Origin of the sequence: Vibrio gangliei (genome assembly GCF_026001925.1) — a bacterium.
Classification (GTDB): Bacteria; Pseudomonadota; Gammaproteobacteria; order Enterobacterales; family Vibrionaceae; genus Vibrio; species Vibrio gangliei.
Genome location: NZ_AP021869.1, coordinates 845,955 through 869,167, shown reverse-complemented (window position 1 = coordinate 869,167; position 23,213 = coordinate 845,955). Strand labels below are relative to the sequence as shown.

Below are 23,213 nucleotides of genomic sequence, written 5' to 3'. Positions count from 1 at the left end.
CTAAATGACTAACATAGGCACTAAATATATTCTTGCCCAAAAGTTCATCTTTGATCCTTATAGCAATACGCTTACGGATCTCAATGATGACAGTAATGTCGTACGTTTAGGAAGTAATGAAAGCCGCATACTTTTGATCTTGATTGAAAACTCAAATCAGGTGGTGAGCCGAGATCAACTGCATGAGTATGTATGGCGAGACCAAGGATTTCAGGTCGACGACTCAAGCCTCACTCAAGCAATATCGACATTAAGGAAGATGTTGCAAGATTCCACCAAATCTCCTCAATTTGTCAAAACCGTTCCAAAGCGAGGCTATCAGCTCATCGCTGAAATTGAACTGGCTACCCCGCCCAAAATTCAAGAGGAGTCAGTCAATGACACAGCAGAACAAGCGCCCTTAGAGGAGAAAAATACTACGTTAAGCCAAGAGTCCACAACGTCATCTATTTCTCCGACAACAACTCCAGCATCAACCAACTCTCAAACGGTTGAGAAAGAAAAGATTCCGCTTTGGCTGAAACTGATTTGGGTTGTCATTATTTTGGTTCCGGCGCTCGCGTGGTTTGCTCAAGCCCCGAAATCTGGTGACTTTACCCGTATTGCTCTGGCTGATAAAACCCCATTGCTCTTACTTTCTAACCAAACAGAAGTCGGTGACTGGTTACCCATCATTCAGCAATGTACACAAAGCTATCAATCTCATGTGAAAACCCCACTATTAAAAGTGATCACCACAGGTGGTGGTAACGAAAATATCGCGTTAAATTTTATTCACGATGAAACATACACTGACCAAAACAAAACCATTGTGTTGTTCGTTAACCAAACAAACTACAAATCACTTTGCCAATAAAGGAGGCATTATGAAAAAAAACATTTCTTTTGTCGTCCTTATTGCCGCTTTACTGGGGTCATGGCTGTATTGGACGGGTGATGGAAAGTTAAAGCAAACTTTGCTCGCCAATGAATGGCATTCCAGCACAGTGGCTTACATGAATTTTTGGGATCAAAAGGTGGCATCTTTAGATAAGGCGGTCATTACTTCTACGGTGAAGTACTTGCCGAACCAAACTTACCTAAAGAATTCAACATTGATTTTTTCTAGTGCGAACGTAGAAAGCCCAGTTGAAATTACTATTTCAGAGTCTGGCCGTTGGGACCTGAGTGACCACTACTTAATTGTCGACCCTGATGAGTTTAAGGACATTTCAACAAAACCGGTCACGCAAATATCGCCACAGCAAGTAGATGAGCTGAAAAAACTATTTAAAATTAGCTCTCAGCAAAGCAGAAAAGTCGATGTTGTGGATGACAACACATTGTTACTGACTACACTTGGCCACGGTTCGACTTTGTTAGTCTCGCTTCAGTGATATAGCTTGAATAACTCCCAAAAACGAAAAGGGTTCGCTCCCTTTTCGTTTTTATAAATTTTTACTACCTAGGGTCTGTTGACCTTTCGTGGTTAAATTTTGTTCGAGGTAAAAGCATTTTAGGCGAGGCAAGTCGATTGTAGCCTAGTTATTCTAAGTAAATGAGACTTAACCTGTCTTATTACAAACTAAGGTATAAAATGCTTTTAGCCGAACCCTTCGGGCAGCGTTTGTTGGTCATTTGCACTGCGTTATCGGCTCCTCGTGTAGGCTAGCTACACCACGGATCCTCTGCCTTGTTCAAATACCCAACAATTCGCTGCAAAAACAATCACGAAAGGTCAACAGACCCTAGGAGTACTAATGAAAGCTCAAATCGATATTTATTATTGCCGGCAATGCAACTGGATGCTTCGTGCCAGCTGGTTGAATCAAGAGCTTTTACATACTTTTAGCGAAGAAATCGACTTTGTTGCACTCCACCCAGATACTGGTGGACGTTTTGAAATTTTTTGTAATGGGCAAAGCATCTGGGAACGTAAACTAGACGGGGGCTTTCCTGAAGCGAAAGTATTGAAACAGCGAGTGAGAGATATCATCGCGCCAGACCGCGATTTAGGTCATAGCGACACAAAGTAGCTTTTCTCCGGCGCTTTATATTATCAGATCTCACTTGTAAGCAAGCACTCACCTTCTAACGAGTAAATAGTAAAAACACCATCGTCATACATACCATAACTGGCACCTTCATTATTTCGTGGGAAGGTTATGGAGCCAGGATTAAAAATAAATTGCTCCCCCGCCCAATCAGCTTGAATGATATGCGTATGCCCATGGCAAAGCACATCGCCAATATTAAGGTTCGGCATACGTTGCTGATTATAATGATGCCCGTGAGTCAGAAATAATTTTTTCCCGTTTTCAAGTAATAAGATGGAGTATTCCGCCATCATTGGAAAATCTAAAAGCATCTGGTCAACTTCACTATCACAATTTCCACGTACTGCAATAATGCGTGTTTTATATTGATTAAGTAATTTAGCCACCTCTGCTGGGTTATAGCCTGCAGGGATAGGATTTCTCGGCCCATGATTCAATACATCACCAAGCAAAATTAGGTGCGCCGCGTCCGATTGTTCAAATAAGTTTAAAACATGTTGTGTGGCAGGTAGGCAACCATGCAGATCTGATATAAAAAAGAGTTTCATAACAATATCATTCATTAAAGTAGTCATACGTCATCGTTAAATGGCTTGTCGGCTCGGCATAAACCGAACCCAAGTCTATAATTATCCCAACTCAGTACAAATTAGATTAGTACAAATCAAATTCAAACCAATAAAGGAGCGAATATGCATATTTTAATGACGGGAGGAACAGGCTTCATTGGTACAGAATTAGTCAAGCATTTTACTGGTCATCAAATCACTATTCTCACTCGCTCCCCTAAAAGAGCAAAAAAAGCCCTTAAACATGCTGATTTTTCGAATATTAACTATATCAATAACCTTTCAGACTTCGCTGATCTGAATCATATCGATATGGTAATTAACCTGGCGGGAGAGCCGATTGCGGACAAACGTTGGAATACACAACAAAAAGACAAAATTTGCAACAGCCGTTGGGGCACAACCGAACAATTGGTCACGCTGATTAAGAAAAGTAGCCAGCCACCTAAGTGTTTGATCAGTGGCTCCGCGGTTGGGATATACGGTGATAAGAAACATCATCAAGTGTATGAAAATGCCAAACTAGCTGATTCCGGCTTTCCATTTAAAGTATGTCATCACTGGGAAAAGTTAGCTTTGCAGGCTGAAAGTGAAAATACCCGAGTTTGTATACTGAGAACGGGCATCGTCCTAGGCACTCAAGGCGGGGCGCTCCATAAAATGCTCCCCCCATTTAAATTCGGTTTAGGAGCAAAGCTTGGTTCTGGTGAACAATATATGCCTTGGATACACCTCCAGGATGCGGCACGAGCGATCGCTTATTTAGCTCAGCACTCCAAAGCCAGTGGCATATTCAACTTATGTGCTCCTCACCCTGTGACCAATGCAGTATTTACTGAGTGTTTAGCAAGAAGCCTTAAAAGACCAGCGTTTATCACTTCACCTAAATGGTTAATGAACATTATGATGGGAGAATCAGCCCAACTGCTATTCGACAGTGTAAGAGCAAAGCCTAAGCACCTCACCGAACTTGGATTCACATTCACCTTCTCACACTTAGAACCGGCATTGAAGCAATTACTGCACACAAAATAATCTGCACTTGGGTCAGCATGTCATTAAACCTTAATATTTATAGGTCATTATATCTATTCATTGTAGAGAACTATCAGTAATGGAGCAGTATGATGACTCTCAACCAACTCAATTGGCTTTGCATCACTCTAGTTGTGGCATTTTTTCTCATCTCATAACCTATCCAACGGACTCAATCTCAGTATTTAATGACTGAACCTTGAAATCTGCTAAGTCTGGCCTCATTGTTATTTTTAGTTGATATTTGATTGAAAAAACAAACAGTATTCAAGGACATTGAGATGCAGAACGACTTCATTTTAGAACTTAACGAGCAAAACTTTCACTCTACCATAGAACGCTCTCAGCAGCATCCTGTCCTTATTCATTTTTGGGCACCGTCCATTCCTGAAAGCGCAAGTATTATCAATGACCTACAAACACTAGCGACACAATACCAGGGTGCATTTGCATTAGCATTTTTAAACTGCGAAGCCGAACCCGCTCTTGCTTCTCAGTTTGGTGTGCAATCTTTACCCACTATTGCTCTTTTTTCAAATGGTCAAGCCGTAGATGGCATGGCTGGTCCTCAAACGATAGATACCATTTCTACTATGCTGATGAAACATCTGCCTAGCCAAGAAGACCTGACTCTAAAATCAGCCATCGAAGCCATGGAAAATGACCAGCATCAAGAGGCTTTATTGCTATTACAGGCCTTACCCGACATCTATACATCTCGTGGGGACATTAAACTCGCCATTGCTGACTGCTTGTTAGAAACGCAACAATTTGATACGGCAAAACAGCAATTAGCGGTCATTCCTTTAGAATACCAAGACAACTATTACAAAGGATTAGTAGCGAAACTAGAACTGCATGAACAAGCAGCTGACAGCCCTGAAATACAAGCACTCGAAGCACAATTACAGTCAGAACCAGAGAATCTAGCCTGCATCTGTGACTTAAGTTTGCAATATCATCAAGTCTCTCGTGATGAAGAAGCGTTGCAGCTTTTGATGAGCGTATTGAAAAAAGATCTCAACGCCCATGATGGTGAAGTGAAAAAAGTATGCATGGATATTTTATCTGCACTTGGGCAGGGAAATGCTCTTGCATCAAAATATCGCCGCCAATTGTATTCTTTACTTTATTGAGTAAGTAGCACTTCATTTCAAAGGGAACCATGTTGCTCCCTTTATTTGCAGCATCTAGACTCTTTTTTTGGATCTGTGCCAGATAAACCATTAATTATCGGGCAATCAGGTCCTTCATCTCCAGGGCATTCATTAATCCAATCAACCAATTGCTGCCTGATTGAGGTTAACTCCGCCAATTTCTTATCGACTTCAGCCAACTTTGCCTTAGTGGTTTCTTTTACTGTAAAACTGGTACGACACGGGTCAGAAGCAAGATCAACGAGAGCTTTACACTCGTCAAGGTGAAAGCCGACCGCTCTAGCGCGCGCGACCATTTTTAGTTGTTCGATTTGCGCTTCAGAATAGTCCCGATAACCATTATCCAGTCGTAATGGAGCCTGAATAATACCTTTATCTTCATAAAAACGAATCGATTTAGCGGTTAAACCAGTCAGTTTTGATACTTGGCTGATGTTCATTAGCCCCTCTTAAAATAAGCCCATTGATATAAAAGCTTCCCAACCTCGTTGCCACTCAGCTTTAATCCTAACATGTTGAGAGAATTCATCACATTGGTCAGAATATTTTATACCTGAAATACCTTTATTAAAGGCTTGTTCAGGGTCACAGAAATCAGATTTACCATCAACATACCCTCGATGATAACTTTGATTATCAAACTGTTTATCTTCCTTGAATATTAACAATTTGGCATGATCTATAAATTGACCTCTAACACCTAACATAAATCCTTGCTTATACCAATACTCCTCAGTAGTCGGTACAGAGTGAGCACAGCCTAATATAAAAAATGAAAAAATAACGATATTACTGTAGTTTCTCATTTTTCCTCACAAAAAAGCTGGGCTTTATTTGCCCAGCTTTTACACATATCAGCCTTATAATCTCGCTTACTTAACAGTAAACGGAATAGTCAGCATAAGTTTGAAATCATTTTCATCTTGGAATAGGTTCGTGTAAGGAGCCCAGTTTCCAGCATTGGTATCATTGAAGTATTGTGTCCAATAGAAGTTAATATTCGCACCTTCTAATGCACCACCTTGAATTGCATAGTTTGCAAACGCACTGTAAGCGTATTCAACTAAGTCATCAATATCACCACCAGCGCTTGCACCGCCGCCGCCAGCGACACTTACACCAGCACTGAAGCCTTTAGCACCAATATCAGAGAAATCACGAGATGCAGATAAGAAACCAGCAAACTCGCCATCATGGTTATAATCCGAACGGTTGTTCCACCAAATATCGTAAGCACCGTTTGAACCACCATATTGGCTAGTTACACGATACGAAAGGTTACCAACTGAATTTTCATCTTTTGACTCAGCTGACGTATAAGTCGCCTCTGCACGGAAAGAATATTGCCCAAGTGAATATGCAGATAAGAAAGCTAACTGAAACGCTGTACTGTCATATTGTTCTTTATCATCAACAATATAAACCTGTGGAGACCAGTAGAAACCACCATCTGTCGTGCCTTTGACCTTAAAGTGGCCTGTTTTACGATCACCATCAGTCAAACCTGCGTATGCAGCGTCAAATGAAATACCGTTGTCTAGTGTATAGCGAGCACCAACAGAGTATACCTCACCAGCATCTTCACCATTCGTAGTTTGGAAACCATATGTTGTTTTAAACCATGGTGCTTTATATTCATCAGCAACAATGACGCCCAACTCTAAACCACTAAAATTAAAGCCGATTTCACCACCACGATATGTACCTGGTGCAAAGGACCAGTTAACCCCAAGAGAACTTGGTACCGATGGTTGGAAATAACCTAATTTTGCTGTGGCAACATCACCAAACTTAAATTTAGCAGCAGCTGTTGCAATAGACGCACCGTTATCTGTACAGCTAGAATCCCATGCTCCATCACAGCCACTATCATCAGGGTTCTTATCATAAGGGTTATTAACGCCCCAGAAATTCATTTCATGATCTGGGGAACCGTTGTTCCACATATCAAATGTGCTGTATATGACAAAATCTGCACCTGCAACATCACCTACATAGCCAGAATTAAAACCCAAGTTAGCGAACACTGAGCCATGATCTAAGTTAGTAATTTTTTTCTCGTCGTTACCATTTGCATCAGTACCTGGAGCACGATCACGAGCTCGCATAAAAAAGTTCAAATTACCACTAACAGTTGATTCAGAAAAAAACTTGGTAACTTCACCAGCATATTCTGGACCAACTGGATCCTCGGCTGCTGCAGGCATTGATGCAAAAGCACCAACCATTGCGGCAGTTAACAACGTAACTTTAAATTTTTTTTCCATGGAAAAGCTCCTAAAAAATGGACATAGCTGTTTTATTTCACCTTGAAACTTTAAGTGGCCGCCGAAAGCAACAAGGTATCCTTCCTAATTATTTTTCTTAGCAAACTAACTAAGAGAAATTTTATCTTTTTATGTTCATACACAATGTGTATCCACGTATTTAAGACTAACTTTGCTGCGCGAAATATCAACACTAAGTTAATTAATTAGCAAAAAAACATGAGGCAGTGCAAAGTTCCCGTACAAAGGTGATCACCATCACAATCACAAGAAAAATGATATATATCGATACATTTCAATGGGTTATAGAATAACTCTGGTGTTTTTTACACTGACAACCATTTCATCAATAAATGTAACGCGGCAGTTTCATAACCCCAAAACAGCAACGTTAACAGCATAAAAACAGCAGACATAAAAAAAGCGCCATGACTGGCGCTTTTACAATTTCTCACACTTAATTATCTTTTTGAATAAAGTTTTTTTTAATTACTTTGAAGAAGAGCAAGCAGTTGCGCTTCATCTTGTATCTCTACGCCTAGTTCTTGCGCTTTTGTCAGTTTCGAACCAGTCGCTTCTCCTGCAAACAAGATGTCTGTTTTCTTCGAAACGCTACCTGCTACTTTTGCTCCCAACGCTTGTAACGCGGCTTTAGCCTCATTGCGATTAAGTTGGCTAAATGAGCCCGTGATGACCACGGTTTTATCTTTCATTGGTAATGACTCAGGATCGACAGTCACTTCAATTTCCGGCCAATGAATTCCTTGAGCAATTAAATCATCAATCACGGCCAAATTATTCTCTTCAGAAAAGAAATGCACGATATGTTCTGCAACCACTTGACCGACATCTGGTACTTCAACCAATTGTTCTTGAGTTGCATTTCTGATCTTATCTAAAGATTGAAAATGAACAGATAAGTTTTGTGCCGTTGCTTCTCCAACCTCTCTGATCCCTAAAGAGTACAAGAACCGCGGTAACGTTGTTTCTTTAGCCGCTTCTAATGCATTTACAATATTTTGTGCAGATTTAGGCCCCAAGCGATCTAACACGGTTAGTAAGCCAGCCGATAATTTGAATAAATCCGCTGGCGTTTGCACCATCTCACGATCGACTAATTGCTCAATCACTTTCACACCCAGTCCATCGACATCCATCGCCTTACGCGAAACAAAGTGCTTTAAGGCTTCAATGCGTTGTGCTTGGCAAATTAACCCGCCAGTACAACGCGTCACCGCTTCACCTTCTACTCGCTCTGCATCAGAATGGCATACAGGGCATTGAGTAGGATATTCCACGCTTTTCGCGTTATCAGGACGTCTATCTGCAACCACACCAACGATCTTAGGGATCACATCACCAGCACGGCGCACGATGACGGTATCGCCAATATGTACATCCAAGCGCTCAATTTCATCAGCATTATGCAACGTGGCATTACTGACGGTCACACCGCCTACATACACTGGTTCTAATTTCGCAACGGGTGTAATCGCCCCTGTGCGACCGACTTGAAATTCAACATCGTTTAAGCGCGTCATTTCTTCTTGAGCTGGGAATTTATACGCAATGGCCCAACGCGGTGCGCGCGCGACAAAGCCCAACTCTTCTTGTAGGTCGATATCATCAACTTTGATCACCACACCATCAATTTCATACGCGAGCTCAGCGCGGCGAGTGAGAATATCTTGATAATAGTCTTTAACTTTATCTAACCCTTCAACCACCTTAGTCTCCGGGCACATAGGTAGCCCCCACGACTTCAAAGTTAAAAAGCGCTGATAATGGCTCTGCGGTAGCTCACCGCCTTCAACAACACCCACGCTATAGGCATAAAAACTAAGAGGTCTCGTGGCGGTAATTTTTGAATCCAGCTGACGTAAGCTGCCCGCAGCTGCATTTCGTGGATTTGCGAAAGGTTTAGTACCATTTTTTAATGCTTTTTCATTAAAGGCGTTAAACCCATCAAGCAACATAAATACTTCCCCACGCACTTCAATGCGTTGAGGCCAGTTGTTACCTTGCAGTTTTAATGGAATGGATTTAATGGTTTTCACGTTAGCGGTAATGTTTTCCCCGGTGGCACCATCACCACGAGTTGCAGCTTGTACAAGAATGCCATTTTCATACAACAAACTGACGGCTAGACCATCTAGTTTAGGTTCGCAGCAATAAATATTGCATGGCTGACCGTTTAAACGCGTAGTGATTTTTTTATGAAAGTTATCCAGCTCACTGTCTTCAAAAGCATTATCAAGCGATAACATTGGGATTTCATGTTTAACCTGAGTAAAGCCCTCTAAAGGTTTACCACCAACGCGCACAGAAGGGGAAGACTCTGAATAAAACTCAGGATGGGCCTGTTCTAATTCTTGCAACTCTCTCATCAAACGGTCGTATTCAGCATCCGTGATTTCAGGGTTATCTTCGACATAATAACGAACACCGTGATAATGCAAGGTTTCGCGCAATTGTTCTATTTTTTGTTGAATTTCTGTCGTCATTTGTATTTACCAAACAAAGCTATTCGATTAAAAAAGGCCCCGATAAAGGAGCCTTTAACATATATACATTAATAAACTATTCGGCTTGCGTGTTTCTTGCCTCAAATTCACGGATTTGCTGGCGATAAGCTGATAAACGGTCAGGAGTCATCAAGTTTCGTTTATCATCCAGTACATTGGCGCCAAGATCGTCTGCAATTTGCTGCGCAGTTCGAAGCATCAATTTAAAGTTTTGGTCTGGATTACCAAAGCACGGCAATGTCATAAAGAAAGAAATACCTTTCGTCGTAAACGTAGCTGGATCATCGTGTGCTAACGTGCCTGGGTTCATCATATTGGCGACACTGAACAATACTTTACCGGTCCCCGATGTATCAGTATGACGATGGAAAATATCCATTGCACCATAAATCAAACCATTTTGACGCATGCTTTCAAACAATTCAGTACCAACAAACTCGGAATTACCTGCCGCGTGAACATGGAATACAATCACTTCCATGTCATTTTGTTTAGCTTCAGTATTTTTCGGTTCTTCTAATTTAGCTTCAGCTGCTTTCATGGATTGAGGTGTGGGTTCTGTCGCAATCTGGGCTTCACGTTTCTCTTGCGCACTATCGACTTGCGGCTGAGCTATTTGTGACTTGGCTACGCTCGACTTAGCTACTTGAGGCTGGGGTTGAGAGTGAATCATGTCATCATCAACAGCATCATCTTGTTCTATCTCATCAGGGGTTGCCGAAAAATGATTGCCTTTGAAGGCACGGTCTGAACTACCGAATAGAGGATCATCATCCTCAGGCTCAACATGAAATGCCGGTTCTTTTCTCTCTTTAACAGGTTTGGCGTGCGAGATAATGCCTTCTTCTGCATCATCAGAAAGAGGAGTGTGAACTTTTGGTTCCATTTTATTTAGAGGTTTATCGGCAAATTTTGCTTTGCCTTCTTTTTTACTCGTCCAGATGCCATGTACCAACAAACCTGCAATGGCAAGGCCGCCGACAATGATGAGTACTAGTCGCAATTCCTGCATTTATCACTCTCAATTATTAATCTACATTATTGAAACCATCATCCAGCGAGTGAATGACACAACATCATTTTTGATGCTGAATATTCTACGCTGATCACTCAATTTACCAAGTGATTAAAATGAATAACCAGCCGACAATATGAAACTATTGATTACTTTACCAAAAGTTTATACTAGTTTTGAACCAAATATTGTCAGTATTCAAGTAACTTTCTACATTAGTCAAGCTTTAGCGACCATTGTCGCCCACCTGTGATGAAATTTTAGACAAAGCATTTTCGTTAGTTCTTTTCTTATTGAGCGATAACAGTAGAATACCCTGTACGTTAATTCATTTAGGAGTTCGCATGTCATCTGATACACATCTGCGCCCTCAGCTCTCATCTCGCACTGGCTTCGGTTACTTTATTTATGGTGCACAACTATGCTTTAAGCCTGGCATTCGACGTTTCGTTATTTTACCGCTTATCACCAATATTTTATTATTTGGTGGTTCTCTCTTCTATTTATATAGCAACCTAAGTGAATGGCTTGAGAATTGGATCGGCACGATTCCGGATATGTTTTCTTGGCTGACGTATCTTTTACTACCATTACTCGGCCTTACCATCATTGCCACTTTCAGCTACTTTTTTAGTACAGTAGCTAACTGGATTGCAGCCCCGTTCAATGGTCTATTGGCTGAAAAACTGGAAATTCAATTGACAGGCCAAGGTCCAAATGAACAAAGCTTATTTTCATTAGTAAAAGACACGCCACGCATTTTGCACCGTGAGTGGGTAAAGCTAAAATATTACTTACCCAAAGCGATTGGGCTTTTCATTCTACTTTTGATCCCAGCCTTAGGCCAAACCGTCGGCCCTATTCTGTGGTTTGCTTTCTCGGCATGGATGATGGCAATTCAATATTGTGACTATCCGTTTGATAACCATAAAGTCACCTTCCCTAAAATGAAGAATGATCTCAAAGGCGACAAATGGCGCGCTTATAGCTTTGGCGGGTTAGTCGCACTTTGCACCATGGTGCCTATTGTCAATTTATTTATCATGCCTGTTGCTGTGTGTGGCGCAACGGCAATGTGGGTTGAACGGTACAAAGCCATTAACTAAGTCATGTTCATCCTCTGGCTTTCACCACTAAAAATGCCGGAGGATGCCTCAACCTCTTCTCCTCATTTCCCCCGCGTTATTTTTATCCATTTTCTTTGAAGCCCAACACAAAATTCAGCCTGACATTTGTCCATATCATATAACCATTTATTCCTTTCACCTTATCTGTTGTAGATTTATCCTTTTGATACTGCATAAATTCATACTCTACCGTGTAATGAAGGAACATCGACATGACAAAGATTTACGAAGATAACTCCCAAACGATTGGTAATACCCCACTTGTTCGCTTAAACCGCGTCAGCAAAGGCAACGTGTTAGCAAAAATTGAAGCCCGTAACCCAAGCTTTAGCGTTAAATGCCGTATCGGTGCCAACATGGTATGGGAAGCAGAAAAAGCGGGCATTCTAAAACCAGGTGTAGAGCTTGTAGAGCCAACGAGTGGCAACACCGGTATTGCACTGGCGTACGTTGCAGCAGCACGTGGTTATAAATTAACTCTTACCATGCCAGAATCAATGAGCCTAGAGCGCCGTAAACTGCTTAAAGCATTAGGTGCAAATCTTGAGCTAACAGAAGCAGCGAAAGGCATGAAAGGCGCCATTGCTAAAGCAGAAGAAATTGTCGCCAGCGATCCAAGCAAATACTTATTGCTACAACAATTCAATAACCCAGCGAACTCTGCGATTCATGAACAAACCACCGGACCAGAAATCTGGGATGCAACCGATGGTCAAGTCGATGTGTTTGTATCTGGTGTTGGTACGGGCGGTACACTAACCGGTACAAGCCGCTATATTAAAAACACGAAAGGTAAAGCCATTACTACGGTAGCGGTAGAGCCGGCTGAATCACCGGTTATCGCACAAGCGCTTGCTGGTGAAGAAATCAAACCTGCGCCACACAAAATCCAAGGGATTGGTGCCGGTTTCATCCCAGGCAACCTGGATTTAGAGCTTATTGATAAAGTGATTTCTGTAACATCTGATGAAGCAATTACTATGGCTCGTCGCCTAATGGAAGAAGAAGGAATCCTAGCGGGCATTTCATCTGGTGCTGCTGTTGTTGCTGCGAACAAAATCGCTGAACTTCCTGAATATGAAGGAAAAACCATTGTTACTATCCTACCAAGTTCAGGTGAGCGCTACCTAAGTACAGCCTTGTTTGCGGGCATCTTTACAGATAAAGAAAACGAACAGTAAAAACTGGTCCAAATCAATTTTTGTCGGAAAAAAGCTCCTTTATGGGGCTTTTTTGTTGATTCGGACCACACCTTTGGTAATATTCGGGCTGTTTTATTTTAAGCTTCAAAATAAAGAAGCCTAATATTTGACCAATTCTGTCTCATATTAGTAAGAAATAAATATAAGTGATGGCTGAAAGCAAACGATTTGTTGTACTTATTTTCTTCTCTAGCGAAGCGATAAATAAGAAGGTAAGCTAAACTACTTTCAGTTTCTAACAAAAAGCAAATTAATCGGGGTAACACACATGTATCAGAAGCAAGTTGAAATCACTGCAGAAAACGGTCTTCACACTCGTCCAGCTGCTCAATTCGTAAAAGAAGCTAAAGCATTTGACGCTGACATCACAGTGACTTCTAACGGTAAAAGTGCAAGCGCTAAGAGCCTTTTCAAACTACAAACTCTTGGCCTAGTAAAAGGCACAGTTGTGACTATCTCTGCTGAAGGTCCACAAGCTGAAGCAGCAGTTGACCACCTAGTTGCTCTTATGGATCAACTACACTAATCACATCTGTGATTCACTGTATTTTTACTTTTTATATTTGAACAAATTAAGGTAAGGCTATGATTTCTGGAATTCTAGCATCTCCTGGTATTGCTTTCGGTAAAGCACTACTTCTTCAAGAAGATGAAATTGTCCTAAATAAAACTCCTATTTCGGACGATCAAGTTGAAGCAGAAGTAAAACGCTTCTTTGATGCTCGTAATAAATCTTCTGAGCAATTAGAAGGCATTAAACAAAAAGCACTTGAAACTTTTGGCGAAGAAAAAGAAGCAATCTTTGAAGGCCATATCATGCTGCTTGAAGATGAAGAGCTAGAAGAAGAAATTTTAGCCCTCATTAAATCAGACAAAATGTCAGCAGACCTTGCAATCCACACCGTGATTGAAGAACAAGCATCTGCGCTTGAGTCTCTTGATGATGACTACCTTAAAGAACGTGCTACTGATATTCGTGATATCGGTAGCCGTTTCGTAAAAAATGCATTAGGCATTAACATCGTATCTTTAAGCGCTATCAACGAAGAAGTGATTCTTGTTGCTAACGACTTAACGCCTTCAGAAACCGCTCAAATCAACCTAGACTACGTTCTTGGTTTCGTCTGTGACATCGGTGGCCGTACTTCTCACACCTCAATCATGGCTCGTTCTTTAGAACTTCCTGCGATTGTTGGTACGAACGACATCACTAAACGTGTTTCTAACGGCGATACCATTATTCTTGATGCTATCAACAACAAAGTTATCGTGAATCCTTCTGAAGCTCAACTTGAAGAAGCCAAATCCATTCGCGACAACTTCCTAGCTGAAAAAGAAGAGCTAGCAAAATTAAAAGATCTACCTGCTGTCACTCTTGATGACCACCACGTAGAAGTCTGCGGTAACATCGGTACTGTAAAAGACTGTGACGGTATCTTACGCAACGGTGGTGAAGGTGTAGGTCTATACCGTACCGAATTCCTATTTATGGATCGCGATGCCCTTCCAACTGAAGAAGAGCAATACAAAGCATATAAAGAAGTCGCTGAAGCCATGGGTGATCAAGCAGTTATCATCCGTACAATGGACATCGGTGGCGACAAAGATCTACCATACATGGACTTGCCACAAGAAATGAACCCATTCCTTGGTTGGCGTGCGGTTCGTATCAGCTTAGATCGTCGTGAAATTCTAAAAGATCAGCTACGTGGTATCTTACGTGCTTCTGCACACGGTAAGCTTCGCATCATGTTCCCAATGATCATCTCTGTTGAAGAGATTCGTGAATTGAAGGCAGCGATTGAAGAATACAAAGCTGAACTTCGCAATGAAAGCCTAGCGTTTGACGAAAACATCGAAATCGGTGTTATGGTTGAAACTCCAGCAGCAGCAGCGATTGCACACCACCTTGCTAAAGAGGTTTCGTTCTTTAGTATTGGCACAAACGATTTAACCCAATATACTCTTGCGGTTGACCGTGGTAACGAGTTAATTTCTCACTTGTACAACCCGCTATCTCCAGCTGTTCTTACTGTGATCAAGCAAGTTATTGATGCTTCTCACAAAGAAGGCAAATGGACTGGTATGTGTGGTGAGCTAGCAGGTGACGAACGCGCTACTCTACTTCTATTGGGTATGGGTCTAGATGAGTTCAGCATGAGCGGTATTTCTATCCCTCGCGTTAAGAAAATCATCCGTAACTCAAACTTCGCAGAAGTGAAAGCAATGGCTGAAGAAGCGCTTTCATTGCCAACTGCGGCAGAAATCGAAGCCTGCGTTGATAAATTTATCGCAGAAAAATCGAATTAAGAATATAATCTTTCAATTAAAGATTAAAAAGTTAACTGCTTAGGAGCACGACATGGGTCTGTTTGACAAACTTAAGAAGCTAGTATCTGACGACACAGCTGACGCAGGCGCGATTGAAATCATCGCCCCTCTTTCTGGTGAAATTGTTAACATCGAAGATGTGCCAGATGTAGTTTTCGCTGAAAAAATCGTTGGTGATGGCGTAGCTATCAAACCAAACGGCGACAAAATGGTTGCACCTGTAAACGGTACAATTGGTAAAATCTTTGAAACTAACCACGCTTTCTCTATCGAGTCTGACGACGGCATCGAGCTATTCGTTCACTTCGGTATCGATACAGTTGAACTAAAAGGCGAAGGCTTCACTCGCATCGCTGAAGAAGGTCAATCTGTTAAAGCTGGTGACACTATCATCGAATTTGATCTTGCTTACCTACAAGAGAACGCAAAATCAACATTGACTCCAGTTGTTATCTCTAACATGGACGAAATCAAAGAGCTTAATAAGCTTTCTGGTAACGTTGTTGTTGGTGAAACACCAGTTATCCGTATCACTAAGTAATTCATTACTCAGTCATACAAAAAACGCTGCTCAGTTCAAATTGAGCAGCGTTTTTTTATGTCCAAAATTATGAATAAAAAGAGCGCACGATACCACGCGCTCTTAATCTATCCGTCTAGTTATCTAACCTCAGAATAACCTTAAGCTAATTGTAAGCTCGCTAACATTTCTTCTGATGGTGCAAAAAAGTACGCCCCAGTCACGGCTTGAGTAAAGCGTAATAAGTGGTCTGTTTTGCCATCCGTTTCACCGAACATACTATCCAGCAACACTTTGAAATTATGCAGACGATTACAGTAAGCAATAAACAATAAGCCATGCTCACCTGAGACAGAACCATAAGGTAAGCTATGGCGAACCATTTTTAGACCTTTGCCGTCTTCTTTAATATCAACACGACCAACATGAGATTGTGCTGGGACGTTATCAAGCTCAATCGAATCAGGCTTAGTTCGGCCAATCACTTTCTCTTGAGCAGAAACATTCAAACGATTCCAGGCTGGAAGGTTATGCACATAACGCTGCAACATTACGTAGCTGCCACCAGCAAATTCACCTTCAGGGATCACAGCAATTAAACGACGCTCATCTCCTTCAGGATTTTCGGTACCATCGATAAAATCCGTCATGTCTCGACTGTCTAAATAACGGAAACCATAAGTTTCATCGACAATTTCAACATCATCGCTTATACCCGCTAAACAATGGCGAAGGACATAAAAGTTCAAGTCATGGCGTGTAGAGTGGCAATGCAACAAAACATCAGTCTCTGTTGCCGGTGCTTGAGTCTCACCCTGACCTAACGGTTTAAATGGCTCTAATTCTTCAGGCATAGACTGATTGGTCTTTTGCCAAAATGCGTGAGTGAAAGCCAGCGATAAAAACAAATTCGCACCTGGTTGTTGCTTGTTAAGTTCAGCAACGAGTTCAGGTAATGCTTTCAATTTTTCAAGCACTTTTGCGTGATTGGCATTAATCTTTAGCAAACATTGCAAAGAAAACGGATTCGCTTCTGGAATAATTGCAGATTGTGGTTGTGACATGAATGCTTCCTTATTCTTTTTTGTCATCTCGTTATTTACACCCAGCAACGGCATATATGGTACGAGTGGCCACTTAGGTGGCATATCAATAATAAAACTTAGCGTAAATTCGGCGCAATAAACGTATCTTTAACTCGGCTTGATTGCACTAGAAAGAGCAGAAGCCAAACTAACCCAAGTAAAGTTAGCGCATCGCTCCAATTAAATTGCCAGCCCGTCATGAAGAGGTGATAAAATGTTAGGCCTAATTGTGCCAGCGCAACGAAAAATGTCATTCCTCGGCCATAAGAGAGTACTGTATTAAGCCATTTTCTTTCTGGTGTTCGTAATGAAATCGTCCATGCGAGAAGCACAATAGGCAGCCCTGCAATCAAACCGAGATACAAACTATCCGGTACGGGGTAAACAATCTCTAGCAAAGCACTGCTCATGGTTCGGCTAGCACTGGCAACAATGAATACAATCCAGGCTTTAGCAAGAAACAGCCAAGCTAGCCATAACCATAAACTGGGTTTTAAAAAACCATTTTTATCGTAATCATCTAGGTTGTAGTTAACTGCGTATTGCACTGTCGGTATATGCCTTAATTAGTAGAACGTCTGGAACGTGTTATCTACTTTAACAAAAATTCAATACAAAGAAATGAAAGCAAGCAAAATGAAATCATCCAAAGCACAAATTTCACCGCAAACCCAACAAGAAGCACTGGCTGTTGCCAAATCTATTCAAAAACCAGGGCAAACAAAAGAGCAAACCAAGCTGATTGCTCAAGGGATAGAAAAAGGTATCGCTTTATATAAAAAGCAACATAAGGAAAAATTACGCGAAGCGGATAAACTACGCAAACAACAGACTAAACCATCCCTATCCGAGCCAACTGATGATATACAGAATTCAGTTACGTCGCACGACCGTTCTAAAGGCTCAATTTTACCATGGTCTTTATTGGTTCTCAGTTGGCTTGGCTTTGCTATTTATCTTTTGTTACAAAGATAGCTATTAAAAAGATAGCTATTACAAACATCCCCCCTGAATAAGGAGGCTTTCAACTTAAACAAGCCAAGCTGAATACTTGGATAAATTTAAATGGAAGCCGGTAACCCAAGAAAATTAGCTATATCCGTTTTCCAGTTTTTTAGAATACGAACATCAAATGGTCCCCAGTTGTTCACCATGTAATAACCATCATTATGACGGCGACCATCTTGTATGAAAGACAAATGAATACCGATTGCAGGTAAGGCTTTTAAAACATCTTGGATGGTACGACGCGGCCATCCTGTGATTGCCATTAACTTAGGTACGTTTGGACGTTCTAAATCTTTAATTAATAAAGCAATATAAAGGCGTCGTGCAAATACTGGGCTCAACTCCACCGTGTTATCCTCAAAAGTAGCTCAGGTCTATGGCCTAGGCCCTAGATTCCATCATAAAAAATACTGTCTCCATTATCCTGATAAAACCGTATTTCAATTTGAGTAGGATCAAACCGATGCCATCAAGTTAAAAACTAACTTGATGCTAGGACCTGTTTCTCCGAACAACATCCCCTAAGAAAGATAAGCACGCCCTATTTAACCTCAGCTAAGGTTATTTAAAAATGTGCATTAGGACGCTGAATTGTGTACGATTCTGTTCATCTCTTTGCCATTGTTTTTGATGGCACTCATTAAGGCAGCGTGCCCTAAAACCAAGAAAATCGAATAGGATGAATTTATGCTGACCATGTATGGTATCCCTAACTGCGACACAATTAAAAAAGCCAAAAAGTGGCTCGAGACACAAGGCATCGAATATCAATTTCACGACTATCGCAAAGATGGGATTGATGAAGGAATGGTAAGCCAATTTTGCCAAAAGTTCGGTTGGGAAGCAGTTTTAAATAAACGTGGCACGACCTATCGCCAATTATCTGATGAGCAAAAAAACACGCTCAATGAACAAAGCGCACAAGCTTTACTTATCGAGCAACCAGCGATGATTAAGCGCCCTATTTTACTGTCTGATTCTGTTTCTTTAATTGGATTTAAAGCCGCTGAATATGAAGCTCATTTATCATAAGGAAATCACAAGGATGTCTGCTAGTCCCGTTCTTGAACTTGCACAAGACCTACTCAAACGCCAATCCGTCACACCAGAAGATGCTGGTTGCCAAGATTTAATGATTGAACGCCTAAAAGCGCTTGGTTTTGAAATTGAAGTAATGGTGTTTGAAGATACCACCAACTTCTGGGCTCGCCGTGGTAAACAAGCTCCATTATTTGCCTTTGCTGGTCATACTGATGTCGTTCCATCTGGTCCGCTAGAACAGTGGCATACCCCGCCATTTGAGCCAACGATTATTGATGGCTATTTACATGCTCGTGGTGCTGCGGATATGAAAGGCTCATTGGCCTGCATGATTGTGGCTGTTGAACGTTTTATTGCTGAGCACCCCGATCATCAAGGGTCGATTGCGTTTTTAATTACTTCTGATGAAGAAGGCCCATTCATTAACGGTACGACTCGTGTGGTTGATACCTTGATGGCACGTAATGAAATTATTGATATGTGTATTGTTGGCGAACCATCGAGCACCAATCAAGTTGGCGATGTCATTAAAAATGGCCGACGTGGTTCCATTACTGGTGACTTAACGGTAAAAGGAATTCAAGGCCATGTGGCTTACCCCCACTTAGCCAACAACCCTGTCCATCAGGCATTGCCAGCGCTAGCAGAATTAGCCGCCACAACGTGGGATAACGGTAATGACTACTTCCCGCCGACCAGCTTCCAGATTCCGAACTTAGCAGCTGGTACTGGGGCATCAAATGTCATTCCTGGTGAATTTCAAGTTCAATTTAACTTCCGCTTCAGCACGGAACTCACCGATGTAGAAATTAAACGCCGCGTTCATTCTGTGCTCGATGCGCATGGATTAGACTATGATCTAAAATGGACACTCAGTGGCCACCCTTTCTTAACCGATAAAGGACCGCTGATTGACGCCGTTGTCGATGCCGTGAAAGCGGTAAACCACCAACCAGCACAACTTCTGACGACTGGTGGCACCTCTGATGGTCGTTTCATTGCCCAAATGGGCAGCCAAGTGGTAGAACTTGGCCCGGTGAATGCCACCATTCATAAAGTCAACGAATGCGTGAAAATCGCCGATCTGGAGAAACTCACGGACATGTACCAAAAAACGTTAGAGAACTGTTTAGCCTAATGAGCCACTATTCACTTGAGCAACTTACAGGATTAACTGAATCCCATTTGTGTCGTTTAACCGTCGGTGAAAAAGAATTTCTTATTCATCGAGATATTCATTCGCCACTACAAGGACTCATCACCCAAGCTCAAGTGGATGGTTTTGATTTTGCTATCGCAAGCAGCTTTCGTGACTATCACCGTCAAGCGATGATTTGGAATGCTAAGTTCAGCGGTAAACGTCCTATTTTGGATAATCACAGCCAACCACTCGATAGCGCTCAGTTATCAGATATTGAAAAAATTCACGCCATCATGCGGTGGTCTGCACTACCGGGTGCCAGCCGCCATCACTGGGGATGTGAATTGGATGTCTATGCACGTAATTGCCTGCCTAAAGGTGTATCGCTGCAATTAGAGCCTTGGGAGTATGAAACTGGACATCAAGCTGAGTTCAGTCAATGGTTAAACGAAACAATGCCAAAGTTTGGATTTTATCTGCCGTACCAACGTGATTTAGGTGGTGTTGCTATCGAACCTTGGCATATAAGCCATATTGCAACCGGTCATGACATGCTGCAGCAATTGTCACTCGATGCGTTATTGCAAACTTGGAAATCGAATCCATTTTTCGGTAGCGAGATCGTGTCTCAGCATGCCGAAAGCTTATATACTCGTTTTATTAGTAATATTACTTCCGGTGTTAATTAAACGCAGGTTTGTTGACCTAGCTGCCGTCAAAGATGTAGGTAAATTATGGACTTAGAACTACTACTCAACCCATGGGTTATCAGTATCATTATTCTGGTATTTGTTATTGGTAACCTCGCCTCTATGAAATACTTAGGTAAATCTCATTTAGTTCGTAAGAATCCGAAACAAAAATCTGATTTAGATAAACTGATTGAAATTTATAAAGAAAAAGACAAAGAAGAAGCCAAACAGCCAAAGTCCAATCAAACAAAAGCTGAGACGAAAACCAGCTCAACCGATAATCAGAAAGCGGACTAACGCTTGTAGCACTAGGGTCTGTTACCCCTAATAGTCTGAATAAAAAAATCCCTGCTTTACCTTCATGGTAAAACAGGGATTGATTTAATCTAGACCAAGGTTATTCGTTGTTGGTTTGCTTGCTCGTATCAAACAAACTTTGCAGTAATGGGATTAACGTCTGTAATTGATCTTCAGGAATTGGCTTACCGTCATCATCAGTGACATTGATAGAAGTTCGGTTATCCAAATCACCCAATAAGAAGCTGTACTTTTTATTATCAAGTGTCAGAGGTTTCACCCCAAGACTTTGCCAAACTTCCTCATCTTGCGCTTTATAGTCCGTATCGATCATGCCTTGTGAACGGTTCTTATCTTCAATATTAAAGCCGGCTTGCGGTAGTGTATTATCCAACTTACTCCACACTAAATCATAAGGTGCACGTGCAATAATAACAGGCAGACCACTTCGGTCTTTACCCATTGTAACTGGCACTTTATTGATTAACTCAAGCGCACGAAGACGAGCCTCTTCCGTCACTTGCTTATCGTATTGTGTCGTAATGTAGTTGACCATGGTACTTGAATAGCGGTCTTTCACTTCCGGAGTCAATTCGATTTCGTCCCCGTCTTCCTTCCATCCCACTAAAGACACTTTGAACCCGTAACGACCCGCCGTATCAAGACGATCAATCAAATAACGGCCCGCGATTGGGTATGACTCATCTTCCGCACTCAAATTGACCCAGTCAGTTTCTAGCGAGGTCGGCGTATCTGTTCTCAAAGTAATGTCTTTTTCATCCGCCACTCGGTGGATCATATCCCATACTTTGTTAAGTTCATCTTGGCTAATAAGCCAAACCGTGACATCACTATTTTGCTTTTCAATACGTGCACCAGGAATAAGCTCAAGGACTTGTTGCGGTGGACGTATATCAACTTCAGGCCCTAATTTACCCGCAAACTCTCCTTGTGGAATGTTGTATTGCGGGTAAAACTGCGGCTGAGCATCGGGCAAGTTTTTCCATTGCTGATCAAGCGAGGTGTCTAGATAAGCAAAATCATCTTTAGCTTGACGACGTTCTTCCGGATCACCAGCACACGCTGACAATACGAATACCGCTAGCGAACTGATCACTAGCTGGTGAGAGAATTTCATGTAAATACAACTCCTGAGAAGAATCCTGAAGATAGTTTCAGGCTCATCTTATTGAATACCGGCATCCTTTAGCGCTTGAGCCACGACAGATTGAGCTGGCTCAGATAATTCCGTCAACGGCAAACGCAAGTGCCCTTCATTAATTAAGCCTAATTGATGCGCAACCCATTTCACCGGAATTGGGCTCGATTCAATAAATAGATTTTTATGTAATGGCATCAATTTTTGGTTAATTTTTTCCGCTTCGTCAAATTGACCTTCTGCCGCCAATTTGAACATGGTTGCCATCTCTGCAGCCGCGATGTTATTGGTAACAGAAATAACGCCATTACCACCAAGCTTGACAAAATCTAAACCCGTCGCGTCATCACCACTGAGTAAGATAAAATCTTCGCCACAAAGTTCACGGAATTTTTCAACTCGAGACAAATCGCCCGTTGCATCTTTAATACCAACAATTTTATCCAGTTGAGATAAGCGACCGACCGTTTCAGGAAGCAAATCCACCGCAGTACGGCCAGGCACATTATAAAGAATGACCGGAACTTCACTGACTTCTGCGATAGCCTTGTAATGTTGATACAAGCCTTCTTGGGTTGGTTTGTTGTAGTAAGGCGTCACACTTAAGCAACCTGCCACACCAGAGTTATTAAGCAAACGGCTGAATGTCACCGCCTCGTGAGTGGCATTGGCCCCCGTACCTGCGATAACAGGAATACGCCCAGCGGCAAACTCTACCGTCTTATTGACTACTTTCACATGTTCTTCAACGGTGAGAGTCGCCGATTCACCGGTTGTACCAACCGCCACAATACCACTTGAACCTGATTTAATGTGATATTCCACTAGACTTTTAAGGCAATCATAATCGACTTCATCGAGATGATTAAAAGGCGTAACTAGTGCAACAATACTTCCTGAGAACATGGTTTTCTCCTTATCCAATCCTTCTTGCATGTTACTTTAACCACCTTAATAAAGACAAGCATCCAACCCGCCTTTCTCAGCATTTACTACGAAATAATGA

The 23,213-nt window shown here is 41.7% G+C and carries 26 protein-coding genes; 15 read left to right on the top strand and 11 right to left on the bottom strand.

The window, feature by feature from the left end; translation table 11 throughout:
* Positions 1–4: 4 nt before the first annotated feature.
* The 3 genes from Vgang_RS04015 (at position 5) to Vgang_RS04005 (ending at position 2,015) form a co-directional block, all read left to right on the top strand.
* Positions 5–856 carry a winged helix-turn-helix domain-containing protein gene (locus Vgang_RS04015; RefSeq protein WP_105902487.1) on the top strand — a complete coding sequence of 284 codons (852 nt, stop codon included), beginning with the start codon at positions 5–7 and terminating at the stop codon, positions 854–856.
* A 10-nt stretch (positions 857–866) separates the two neighbouring features.
* Complete coding sequence (locus Vgang_RS04010) at positions 867–1,376, top strand: regulatory protein ToxS (RefSeq protein ID WP_105902488.1); 510 nt, start codon at positions 867–869, stop codon at positions 1,374–1,376.
* Between the two features lie 363 nt (positions 1,377–1,739).
* Entirely contained in the window at positions 1,740–2,015 is a 276-nt protein-coding gene (locus Vgang_RS04005) for a SelT/SelW/SelH family protein (RefSeq protein ID WP_105902489.1), read from the top strand.
* A 23-nt stretch (positions 2,016–2,038) separates the two neighbouring features.
* Here the strand turns inward: Vgang_RS04005 and yfcE are convergent, their stop codons facing one another.
* On the bottom strand, positions 2,039–2,584 hold the full coding sequence (yfcE, locus tag Vgang_RS04000; protein ID WP_105902521.1) for a phosphodiesterase: 546 nt from the start codon (positions 2,582–2,584) through the stop codon (positions 2,039–2,041).
* Between the two features lie 144 nt (positions 2,585–2,728).
* Between yfcE and Vgang_RS03995 the strand changes: the two genes are divergently transcribed.
* On the top strand, positions 2,729–3,640 hold the full coding sequence (locus tag Vgang_RS03995) for a TIGR01777 family oxidoreductase (protein ID WP_105902490.1): 912 nt from the start codon (positions 2,729–2,731) through the stop codon (positions 3,638–3,640).
* Between the two features lie 281 nt (positions 3,641–3,921).
* Complete coding sequence (locus Vgang_RS03990) at positions 3,922–4,776, top strand: co-chaperone YbbN (RefSeq protein WP_105902491.1); 855 nt, start codon at positions 3,922–3,924, stop codon at positions 4,774–4,776.
* 41 nt (positions 4,777–4,817) lie between these two features.
* Here the strand turns inward: Vgang_RS03990 and cueR are convergent, their stop codons facing one another.
* From cueR to zipA, 5 genes are all read right to left on the bottom strand, one after another.
* Positions 4,818–5,237, bottom strand: a complete 420-nt coding sequence (cueR, locus tag Vgang_RS03985; protein WP_105902492.1) for a Cu(I)-responsive transcriptional regulator — start codon at positions 5,235–5,237, stop codon at positions 4,818–4,820.
* Positions 5,238–5,246: 9 nt separating this feature from the next.
* Entirely contained in the window at positions 5,247–5,603 is a 357-nt protein-coding gene (locus Vgang_RS03980; protein ID WP_105902493.1) for a DUF2799 domain-containing protein, read from the bottom strand.
* A 66-nt stretch (positions 5,604–5,669) separates the two neighbouring features.
* Positions 5,670–7,064: a multidrug transporter gene (locus tag Vgang_RS03975; protein WP_105902494.1), complete on the bottom strand. Its 1,395-nt coding sequence runs from the start codon at positions 7,062–7,064 to the stop codon at positions 5,670–5,672.
* Between the two features lie 485 nt (positions 7,065–7,549).
* The gene (gene ligA, locus Vgang_RS03970; protein ID WP_105902495.1) at positions 7,550–9,568 is read right to left on the bottom strand and encodes an NAD-dependent DNA ligase LigA; all 2,019 of its coding nucleotides are present in this window, start codon (positions 9,566–9,568) and stop codon (positions 7,550–7,552) included.
* A 76-nt stretch (positions 9,569–9,644) separates the two neighbouring features.
* Positions 9,645–10,601 carry a cell division protein ZipA gene (gene zipA, locus Vgang_RS03965; protein WP_105902496.1) on the bottom strand — a complete coding sequence of 319 codons (957 nt, stop codon included), beginning with the start codon at positions 10,599–10,601 and terminating at the stop codon, positions 9,645–9,647.
* 347 nt (positions 10,602–10,948) lie between these two features.
* On the opposite strand from zipA, the gene cysZ reads away from it, so the two are divergent.
* From cysZ to crr, 5 genes are all read left to right on the top strand, one after another.
* On the top strand, positions 10,949–11,710 hold the full coding sequence (gene cysZ, locus Vgang_RS03960) for a sulfate transporter CysZ (RefSeq protein WP_105902497.1): 762 nt from the start codon (positions 10,949–10,951) through the stop codon (positions 11,708–11,710).
* A 233-nt stretch (positions 11,711–11,943) separates the two neighbouring features.
* On the top strand, positions 11,944–12,912 hold the full coding sequence (gene cysK, locus Vgang_RS03955) for a cysteine synthase A (RefSeq protein ID WP_105902498.1): 969 nt from the start codon (positions 11,944–11,946) through the stop codon (positions 12,910–12,912).
* A gap of 289 nt (positions 12,913–13,201) precedes the next feature.
* On the top strand, positions 13,202–13,459 hold the full coding sequence (locus Vgang_RS03950) for an HPr family phosphocarrier protein (RefSeq protein ID WP_027696971.1): 258 nt from the start codon (positions 13,202–13,204) through the stop codon (positions 13,457–13,459).
* A gap of 59 nt (positions 13,460–13,518) precedes the next feature.
* Positions 13,519–15,243 carry a phosphoenolpyruvate-protein phosphotransferase PtsI gene (gene ptsI, locus Vgang_RS03945; protein WP_105902499.1) on the top strand — a complete coding sequence of 575 codons (1,725 nt, stop codon included), beginning with the start codon at positions 13,519–13,521 and terminating at the stop codon, positions 15,241–15,243.
* A gap of 52 nt (positions 15,244–15,295) precedes the next feature.
* Positions 15,296–15,805: a PTS glucose transporter subunit IIA gene (gene crr, locus Vgang_RS03940; protein WP_105902500.1), complete on the top strand. Its 510-nt coding sequence runs from the start codon at positions 15,296–15,298 to the stop codon at positions 15,803–15,805.
* Between the two features lie 140 nt (positions 15,806–15,945).
* On the opposite strand, the gene Vgang_RS03935 is transcribed toward crr, so the two are convergent.
* On the bottom strand, positions 15,946–16,848 hold the full coding sequence (locus Vgang_RS03935) for a Dyp-type peroxidase (protein ID WP_105902501.1): 903 nt from the start codon (positions 16,846–16,848) through the stop codon (positions 15,946–15,948).
* A 98-nt stretch (positions 16,849–16,946) separates the two neighbouring features.
* Positions 16,947–17,417 carry a DUF2919 domain-containing protein gene (locus Vgang_RS03930; RefSeq protein ID WP_105902502.1) on the bottom strand — a complete coding sequence of 157 codons (471 nt, stop codon included), beginning with the start codon at positions 17,415–17,417 and terminating at the stop codon, positions 16,947–16,949.
* 88 nt (positions 17,418–17,505) lie between these two features.
* Between Vgang_RS03930 and Vgang_RS03925 the strand changes: the two genes are divergently transcribed.
* The gene (locus Vgang_RS03925; RefSeq protein ID WP_105902522.1) at positions 17,506–17,844 is read left to right on the top strand and encodes a DUF2956 domain-containing protein; all 339 of its coding nucleotides are present in this window, start codon (positions 17,506–17,508) and stop codon (positions 17,842–17,844) included.
* Between the two features lie 86 nt (positions 17,845–17,930).
* Here the strand turns inward: Vgang_RS03925 and Vgang_RS03920 are convergent, their stop codons facing one another.
* Positions 17,931–18,224, bottom strand: coding sequence for a helix-turn-helix domain-containing protein (locus Vgang_RS03920; protein ID WP_105902503.1), 294 nt, complete (start codon positions 18,222–18,224; stop codon positions 17,931–17,933).
* A 340-nt stretch (positions 18,225–18,564) separates the two neighbouring features.
* Here Vgang_RS03920 and Vgang_RS03915 point away from each other — a divergent pair, with 340 nt between their 5' ends.
* From Vgang_RS03915 to Vgang_RS03900, 4 genes are read left to right on the top strand one after another with little or no spacing between them, the layout of a single operon-like run.
* Positions 18,565–18,909, top strand: coding sequence for an ArsC family reductase (locus Vgang_RS03915; RefSeq protein WP_105902504.1), 345 nt, complete (start codon positions 18,565–18,567; stop codon positions 18,907–18,909).
* A 13-nt stretch (positions 18,910–18,922) separates the two neighbouring features.
* Positions 18,923–20,056: a succinyl-diaminopimelate desuccinylase gene (gene dapE, locus Vgang_RS03910; RefSeq protein ID WP_105902505.1), complete on the top strand. Its 1,134-nt coding sequence runs from the start codon at positions 18,923–18,925 to the stop codon at positions 20,054–20,056.
* On the top strand, positions 20,056–20,748 hold the full coding sequence (locus Vgang_RS03905) for a M15 family metallopeptidase (RefSeq protein WP_105902506.1): 693 nt from the start codon (positions 20,056–20,058) through the stop codon (positions 20,746–20,748). The genes dapE and Vgang_RS03905 overlap by 1 nt, the downstream gene beginning before the upstream one ends.
* A 45-nt stretch (positions 20,749–20,793) precedes the next feature.
* On the top strand, positions 20,794–21,048 hold the full coding sequence (locus Vgang_RS03900) for a DUF2897 domain-containing protein (protein WP_211294043.1): 255 nt from the start codon (positions 20,794–20,796) through the stop codon (positions 21,046–21,048).
* Positions 21,049–21,148: 100 nt separating this feature from the next.
* Here the strand turns inward: Vgang_RS03900 and bamC are convergent, their stop codons facing one another.
* Together bamC and dapA are read right to left on the bottom strand one after the other, a co-directional pair.
* Positions 21,149–22,186: an outer membrane protein assembly factor BamC gene (gene bamC / locus Vgang_RS03895; RefSeq protein WP_105902507.1), complete on the bottom strand. Its 1,038-nt coding sequence runs from the start codon at positions 22,184–22,186 to the stop codon at positions 21,149–21,151.
* A 48-nt stretch (positions 22,187–22,234) separates the two neighbouring features.
* Positions 22,235–23,113: a 4-hydroxy-tetrahydrodipicolinate synthase gene (gene dapA / locus Vgang_RS03890; RefSeq protein ID WP_105902508.1), complete on the bottom strand. Its 879-nt coding sequence runs from the start codon at positions 23,111–23,113 to the stop codon at positions 22,235–22,237.
* Positions 23,114–23,213: the final 100 nt, after the last annotated feature.